Genomic DNA, 7,426 nt, shown 5'->3' with positions numbered 1-7,426 from the left:
CCCCTCGATGTGCAGAACACCGAGACCACCGAGCCGGCCGAGCGCGATCGCCGACGCGGGTGAGGTCACCGCGTCGGCCGGAGCGGCCACGAGCGGCAGGTCGAACCGGTAGGCGTCGATCTCCCAGGCGAGCGAGACGTCCGCCGGGTCACGGGTCCGACGGGATGGAATGATGCCGACGGCGTCGAGACCATACGCGGTCCGCGCGCTCTTGCCGATGCCGATCTCGATCTCTGCCACTGCTGGCGCCTCCTGATTGGGCCGGCAGGCTCGTGCCGACCGGAAAACCGACGTATCTGCTCCACGACTGACCGAACATCCCGGTGACCAGATGACCAGATGACCAGATGACCGCGCACGAGACGCGACGGCCGTCACCGGCCTGGGGACGGCCCGGCGACGGCCTGGTCGGTCGCGCGGCGCGACGGCGTCAGCGCGCGGAGTTGTAGTTCGGCGCCTCGACGGTCATCTGGATGTCGTGGGGGTGACTCTCGATCAGCCCCGCCGAGGTAATACGGATCAACTGCGCCTCGTCCTGCATCCGCCGGATGGTGGGCGAGCCGGTGTAGCCCATCGCCGCCCGCAGACCGCCGACCAGCTGATGGGCCACGGCCGCCAGTGGACCCCGATAGGGCACCTGGCCCTCGACGCCCTCGGGAACCAGTTTGTCATCGGAGAGCACGTCGTCCTGGAAGTACCGATCCTTCGAGTACGACCGCGCGCTGCCGCGGCTACGCATGGCGCCGAGCGAGCCCATGCCCCGGTAAGCCTTGTACTGCTTGCCGTTGATGAAGATCAACTCTCCTGGGCTCTCGTCGACACCGGCCAGCAGGCTGCCCAGCATGACCGTGTCGGCGCCGACGGCGATGGCCTTCGCGATGTCACCCGAGTACTGCAGGCCGCCGTCTCCGATCACCGGCACACCGTGCTCCCGGGCGACGCGCGATGCCTCGTAGATGGCCGTGACCTGGGGGACGCCGACGCCGCTCACCACCCGGGTGGTACAGATCGAGCCGGGCCCGACCCCGACCTTGATGGCGTCCGCCCCGGCCGCGATCAGCGCCGCCGCACCGGCCCCGGTCGCCACGTTGCCACCGATCACGTCGAGCGGCCGGCCGTCCACCCCGGTCGGCATGTCGGTCTTGATCCGGCGCACCACGTCGGGCACGGCTCGATGATGCCCGTGCGCGGTGTCCACGACGAGGAAGTCGACCCCGGCGGCGACGAGGACCTGGGCGCGCTTGTAGGCGTCCTCCCCCACACCGACGGCGGCGCCGACCATCAGCCGGCCATCGGTGTCCTTGGTGGCGTGCGGGTACTGCTCCCGCTTGGTGAAGTCCTTGACTGTGATCAGACCGCGCAGCCGATCACGCTCGTCCACGATCGGCAGCTTCTCGACCTTGTGGCGGCGGAGCAGGGCGAGCGCGTCCTCCGGCGAGACGCCCACCGGTGCAGTGATCAGCGGCATCGGGGTCATGACGTCCTGCACTCGACGCGAGTAGTCCCGCTCGAAGCGGATGTCCCGGTTCGTCACAATGCCGACCAGCCGGCCGTCGGATTCCGTCACCGGGACACCCGAGATCCGGTACCTCGCCATGAGGACGTTCGCGTCCTCCAAGGTGGCGTCGGGCCCGCAGGTCACCGGTGCGGTGATCATCCCGGACTCGGAACGCTTCACCATGTCGACCTGCTGCGCCTGCTCGTCGATCGAGAGGTTGCGATGCAGTACCCCGACCCCGCCCTGGCGCGCCATCGCGATGGCCATGCGGGCCTCGGTCACCGTGTCCATGGCCGACGACACCAACGGCACGGCGAGATCGATGCTCCGCGACAGGCGGGTCGTCGTGTCCGCCTCCGCCGGTACCAGGTCGGAGGCGGCCGGAAGCAGCAGCACGTCGTCGAAGGTCAGCCCGAGCATCGCCAGCTTCGGCGGTACCGCGGCGGCATCGGCCCCCAGCAGGTCGGGACGCGCGCCGACGTGGGTGCCCACCCCGGCCGGCAACGTGAAATCGGTGGCGAGGGGACCGTTCATGGCACCTTCCATTCCGCGTTGACCGAGGCCGCGGACCCAGACCGACGCCGCGGCACGAGCCCCGCCCGCCGTCCTGGAGCGACGGGTCGCGCGCAACGGCGGAAAAGTATACCTACTACCAGAACCGGGCACCGAGCGGCGGCACAGACTCCATCGTAGAGGTCACCGGCACATATCGGCGGTTCCGGCGTGACCGACATCGCCCGTGACCGACATCGCCATGGATAACATTTTTCTATACCACAGCGCCGCCCACCGGGCCTGATCGGGACCCGCGCGCCCAGCAGAACAGCGGACCGACCGCGACGGACTATGTCCAGAGCGCCGCACATCGGTGCCGAGACTCCGGATCGGGACCACTAAGCAGTCCGGGCAAGCGTAGCGTGGTCGTCGTGAGCGACGAGCCTGTCGACCCCTTCGCGGGCGACCCCGAGGATCCGGCTGCCGAGCTCGCGCGCCTCGACTCCGTTGACGACCTCGACCTGCTCGAACCGCTGTCCTTGCACGAGCGGGAGGAAGTCCTCGCCGAGCTGGGAGACCTCGACGTCTTCCGCACGCTGCTCGAGCCGCGCGGCTACCGCGGCCTTGTCGTCGACTGCGAGGGCTGCGCCGAGCCCCACTTCTTCGACTGGGACCTGCTGGCTGGCAACCTGCGCAACCTTCTCAACGAGGGGCGGACGAGAGTCCACGAGCCGGCGTTCGCGCCGGACCCGTCGTGCTACGTCAGCTGGGATTACGCCCGCGGCTTCGCCGACGGGATCTACGAGGCATCCGCCGCCTCGGAGGCGGACTCGCGCTGAGGCGGACTCGCGTCGCCGCCTGACCGGACACCCGGCCGGGGTGGATGCTGCGCGCCGACGGAGCGCGGCCGGCGGTGGCCACGCTAATTCCCGCTCAGGCCGTGTGACCAGCCGACCACCGGGGTAGGCGTTCGACCGTCAACAAAAGTTCCGCCGGACCTGCGGATCCGGCGCGGTCGGTCAGCCATGACGGAACACGGCGCCGGCCGGAAGTCCCGCGGCCGACTCGGACCCTGATCCGCCTGAGATCCCTGGACATCCAGGGACTTCCCGACCGTGCAACGGCCGGGCGGAACGACCCGTGACGCGGGCTCACCCGGGTGAAATTTCAAGATCACTCAGAGGGTGACCCGGTACTACGGTGAAGTGGCGGCGCTTGCCGCTCAGGTCGAAAGGGGGCTCAGATCGATGACCGACGTCCGACGACTTCCAGGCCCCGGCGCGGAGAAGTGGGAATGGCAGCTGCACGGGGCGTGCCGTGGTGAGAGCACGGAGCTCTTCTTCCACCCGGAGGGCGAACGGGGGCCGGCCAGAGCCGCCCGTGAGGCCGCGGCCAAGGCGGTCTGCGCCCGCTGCCCAGTCATCCGCGCCTGCGGTGAGTACGCGCTGACCGCCCGGGAGCCCTATGGCGTATGGGGCGGGCTGAGCGAGTCCGAACGGGATGCGATCCTCACCGGCCGCTCCCGGCGGGGGGCCACGAGACGCACCCCGGCCCGGCCCGGACTCGCACCGGCCTGCTGAGAGAGGGCGACCAGGGGCCGATAGGCGGACGGGTCGGGATAGCCGGTCCTGGTCTCCTGGACCACCCACGACGGGTGAGCGACCCGACAGCGACCCGACGCGGCAGCGACCCAACGCGCCGGAGCCCGGTCGATCATCAAGGACCGACCGGGCTCCGGACGTACCGGGGCCCGGGGGCCGGGCCGCACCCGGCGAGGCCCCACGACGCCGATCCGGTCAGAAACCCGGGCCCTGCGGGTGACTGTGCCCGTGCCCGTGGCCGCGGCCGTCCTGGGGAGCGGGCTCCGCCGGCTTCTCGACGACCAGACCCTCGGTGGTGATGAGCAGAGCCGCGATCGAGGCGGCGTTCGCCACCGCCGACCGGGTGACCTTGACCGGGTCGACGACGCCGGCCGCGATCAGATCGGTGTACTCGCCGGTGGCCGCGTTGTACCCACGACCCGGCTCGAGCTCCTTGACCTTGGAGACGATGACCGCGCCCTCCAGACCAGCGTTGCGCGCGATCCACGACAGCGGGGCGTCGAGCGCGGAGCGCACGATCCGTACCCCGGCGAGCTCGTCCCCGGTACGGCCAAGCCCGTCGTCGAGCACGGACGCCACGTGGGTGAGCGCGGAACCGCCGCCGGCGATGATGCCCTCCTCGATGGCCGCGCGGGTGGCCGACACGGCGTCCTCGAGGCGGTGCTTCTTCTCCTTGAGCTCCACCTCGGTGGCGGCGCCGACGCGGATGACCGCGACCCCACCGGCGAGCTTGGCCAACCGCTCCTGCAGCTTCTCGCGGTCCCAGTCGGAGTCGCTGACCTCGATCTCCTGCTTGAGCTGACGCACCCGATCTGCGATCGAGGAGGCCTCGCCAGCCCCGTCGACGATGGTGGTGTTGTCCTTGTCCACCGTGACCCGCCGGGCCCGGCCCAGGTCGGCCAACGTCACCGCATCGAGGGAGAGACCGACCTCCGAGGCCACCACCTGGCCGCCGGTAAGCACGGCAATGTCCTGCAGCAGTGCCTTGCGGCGGTCCCCGAACCCGGGAGCCTTGACCGCGACGACCTGGAAGGTCTTGCGGATCGAGTTCACCACCAGGGTGGACAGGGCCTCGCCCTCGACCTCCTCGACGATGATCAGCAGCGGCTTGCGCTCCTGGACGACCTGCTCCAGCACGGGCAGGATCTCGTTCAGCGCCGAGATCTTGCCCGGGTAGAGCAGGACGTAGGCGTCCTCAAGCACGGCCTCCTGGGCCTCGGCGTCCGTGACGAAGTACGGCGAGATGTAGCCCTTGTCGAACTGCATGCCCTCGGTCAATTCAAGATCCAGCCCGAGGGTCTGGCTCTCCTCGACCGTGATGACGCCATCCTTGCCGATCTTGTCGATCGCCTCGGCGATCAGTTCCCCGACCTGCGAGTCCTGAGCGGAGATGGCGGCGACCTGGGCGATGGTCTCCTTCGAGTTGACCTCGATGGCCTGCTTCAGCAGGGCCGCGGAGACGGCCTCGACGGCGGCCTCGATGCCCAGCTTCAGCGCCAGTGGGGCGGCCCCCGCGGTCACCTGCTTGAGACCGAAGCGCACCATTTCCTGGGCTAGCACGGTCGCCGTCGTGGTGCCGTCGCCAGCCACGTCGTTGGTCTTGGTGGCGACTTCCTTCGCGAGCTGGGCACCCAGGTTCTCGTAGGGGTCCTCCAGCTCGATCTCGCGCGCGATCGTCACCCCGTCATTGGTGATCGTCGCGGCGCCGTAGTGCTTGTCGATGACGACGTTGCGACCACGCGGGCCGATCGTCACCTTGACCGCGTTGGCCAGGGCGTTCACCCCGTGCTCGAGCGCGCGGCGGGCGTCCTCGTTGAACGTCAGAATCTTCGGCATACCTGGTTGTCCTCCCGACACCGAATACCGGTGGAAAACAGCAGGAGCGCGCCCCGCCGGCGGGCCCGGCGGGAACCGGGCGGCCGCCAGCGGGACGCGCCCCTTAGTGCTACCGGCGAGCGGCCTACTTCTCGATGATCGCGAGAACGTCGCGAGCGGAGAGCACGAGGTACTCCTCGCCCGAGTACTTGACCTCGGTGCCGCCGTACTTGCTGTAGAGCACCACGTCGCCGACCTTGACGTCGAGCGGGACGCGCTTGCCGTCCTCGAACCGACCCGGGCCGACCGCGAGAACGATACCCTCCTGGGGCTTCTCCTTCGCCGTGTCCGGAATCACGATCCCGGACGCGGTGGTCTGCTCCGCGTCGGAGGGCTGCACGACGATACGGTCCTCGAGAGGCTTGATAGCAACCTTGGTGGCGGTCGTCACGATCGACCTCCCCCTTCCTGCGCTGGATGAGAGAGCGACCCTGGCGGCCTGCCGTCGCGGGTGAACAGGCGCCTGTTGTCGCTGGCACTCTCATGTGCCGAGTGCCAACTTAGCACCCGCGCCGCAGACGTCAACCAAGACGGTCGGATCTGACAAGACGGCGGGAATTCAGGTCGTCCCGAGCCGACCCCTGGCCAAGACCCGGCCCCCTTCGCGGCGGCCCGCTCCCACCGGTCGGCGCCCGGCGCCACGGGGCCCATGAGCACATGAGCGCACGGGGACATGGGGCACCATGAGGACATGATCTGGATGTGGGAGGCCAAGGCGGCGGCCGGCCGGGCGGGCGGCCTGCGGGACTGGGCGATCGATGCGCTTGCGGAGCGAGACGGCGAGGTCTACGTCAGCAGCCAACGGGGCGAGGATCTCATCGTCATCATGCTGCGGACGCCGCCCGATGCGGGCACGTCCGCGCAGACTACCGGGGACACCCGCTGCCCGCTGCCGGAGCCACCGGCCGAGCTGACGAACGGCGATCCGCGTGCCTGGCGGTTCGAACAGGTCAGGGCTCGGCCCGAGAGGTGATGAGCAACGTCGCCTCGACGCGGTCGAGCAGCTCCGCGTAACCAATGGTGTCGATCTTCCGGACCCGCATCACGTAGGCATCTCCGCCGGAAGGCTGGTAGTAACCGCGACGCAGCCCAATGTCGACAAAACCGAGCCGGCTGTAGAGGGCGCGGGCCGCCTGGTTGTCGGTGCGGACCTCCAGCCCGCAGCTGCGGGCACCCGCCCGCCGGGCGTCACGCAGCAGGGCGATCATCAGACGGGCGCCCACCCCCCGCCCGCGCATCCGGGGCACAACGCCGATCGTCTGGATGTAGGCGCCGTCCTCGGCGAGCGCCAGCCCCGCATAACCGACGATCGCGGACGTGTCGTGCGTCGGGACGCCCTGTGGACGCCACAGCGCCGTCAGGTACCGTCGCTGCTCGCCCTGCGCGAGTTCGGACCAGAACAGCTCGGCCGTCCACGGATCGATGTCGAATACCGTCTGCTCCAGCTCGGCGACCATCGCCACGTGCCACCAGCGCATTGGAACGAGGAGCAGATCCGGCCCATCCGGACCGGTAGGGTGTGATCGCGGCTGCGTCAAACCGTGACCGGCTTCGGTGTATGCGGTTCGGTCGCGTCCGGCCGCCGCAGGTAGAGCGGGACGAGGGGCTGGGGAGCGCGCCCGGCCAGCACGTCGGCCCCGGCGAGACCGACGAGCAGCTCTGGCCGGGGATAGCCGTCGTCCGCCTGGCCTGCGCCGGGCGCGGGCGCCTCCCCGGCCGTGGTACCGGCTGCGGCCGCGGCGAGTTCGACGAAGATCTCCGGGTAGAGCACCGTTCCCGGGCCGACGACGCGGTCGACACCGAGGCCGCGCAGGAACCGGACGACGTCGGCCGGACGGCCAACGGCCGGATCGCCGACCCGCACCCCGTCGCGGTAACAGGCCCAGAAGACCTCGCGCCGACGGGCATCCGTCACGACGGCGACGGAGCCGCCGGTGGCGGCACCGATGGCATCCAG

The 7,426-nt window shown here is 69.9% G+C and carries 9 protein-coding genes; 3 read left to right on the top strand and 6 right to left on the bottom strand.

Going from position 1 to position 7,426, the window contains the following annotated elements; translation table 11 throughout:
- Together ACY45C_RS00715 and guaB are read right to left on the bottom strand one after the other, a co-directional pair.
- The coding region (locus ACY45C_RS00715) for an IMP dehydrogenase (protein ID WP_462185728.1) at positions 1 to 240 on the bottom strand (240 nt) is incomplete at its 3' end.
- 190 nt (positions 241 to 430) lie between these two features.
- Entirely contained in the window at positions 431 to 2,032 is a 1,602-nt protein-coding gene (gene guaB / locus ACY45C_RS00710) for an IMP dehydrogenase (protein ID WP_462185727.1), read from the bottom strand.
- A gap of 383 nt (positions 2,033 to 2,415) precedes the next feature.
- Here guaB and ACY45C_RS00705 point away from each other — a divergent pair, with 383 nt between their 5' ends.
- Together ACY45C_RS00705 and ACY45C_RS00700 are read left to right on the top strand one after the other, a co-directional pair.
- Positions 2,416 to 2,832 (top strand): DUF5319 domain-containing protein, encoded by a 417-nt coding sequence (locus tag ACY45C_RS00705; protein WP_462185726.1) that lies wholly within the window; start codon positions 2,416 to 2,418, stop codon positions 2,830 to 2,832.
- A 408-nt stretch (positions 2,833 to 3,240) separates the two neighbouring features.
- Entirely contained in the window at positions 3,241 to 3,573 is a 333-nt protein-coding gene (locus ACY45C_RS00700) for a WhiB family transcriptional regulator (RefSeq protein ID WP_462185725.1), read from the top strand.
- 216 nt (positions 3,574 to 3,789) lie between these two features.
- On the opposite strand, the gene groL is transcribed toward ACY45C_RS00700, so the two are convergent.
- Positions 3,790 to 5,430: a chaperonin GroEL gene (gene groL / locus ACY45C_RS00695; RefSeq protein ID WP_462185724.1), complete on the bottom strand. Its 1,641-nt coding sequence runs from the start codon at positions 5,428 to 5,430 to the stop codon at positions 3,790 to 3,792.
- 124 nt (positions 5,431 to 5,554) lie between these two features.
- The gene (groES, locus tag ACY45C_RS00690) at positions 5,555 to 5,863 is read right to left on the bottom strand and encodes a co-chaperone GroES (protein WP_035729604.1); all 309 of its coding nucleotides are present in this window, start codon (positions 5,861 to 5,863) and stop codon (positions 5,555 to 5,557) included.
- Positions 5,864 to 6,142: 279 nt separating this feature from the next.
- On the opposite strand from groES, the gene ACY45C_RS00685 reads away from it, so the two are divergent.
- Positions 6,143 to 6,442, top strand: coding sequence for a hypothetical protein (locus ACY45C_RS00685; RefSeq protein ID WP_462185723.1), 300 nt, complete (start codon positions 6,143 to 6,145; stop codon positions 6,440 to 6,442).
- On the opposite strand, the gene rimI is transcribed toward ACY45C_RS00685, so the two are convergent.
- Both rimI and ACY45C_RS00675 read right to left on the bottom strand, forming a co-directional pair.
- Positions 6,420 to 7,007, bottom strand: a complete 588-nt coding sequence (gene rimI, locus ACY45C_RS00680; RefSeq protein ID WP_462185722.1) for a ribosomal protein S18-alanine N-acetyltransferase — start codon at positions 7,005 to 7,007, stop codon at positions 6,420 to 6,422. The two genes, ACY45C_RS00685 and rimI, sit on opposite strands and share 23 nt — an antisense overlap.
- Positions 7,004 to 7,426, bottom strand: a 423-nt coding sequence (locus ACY45C_RS00675) for a tRNA threonylcarbamoyladenosine biosynthesis protein TsaB (protein ID WP_462185721.1), incomplete at its 5' end; no start/stop codon positions are given. The genes rimI and ACY45C_RS00675, both read right to left, overlap by 4 nt.

The sequence above is a fragment of the Frankia sp. CcWB2 genome (assembly GCF_977927585.1).
Note: the sequence above shows the minus strand (reverse complement) of the source record. Positions and strands in the feature narration are given on the sequence as shown.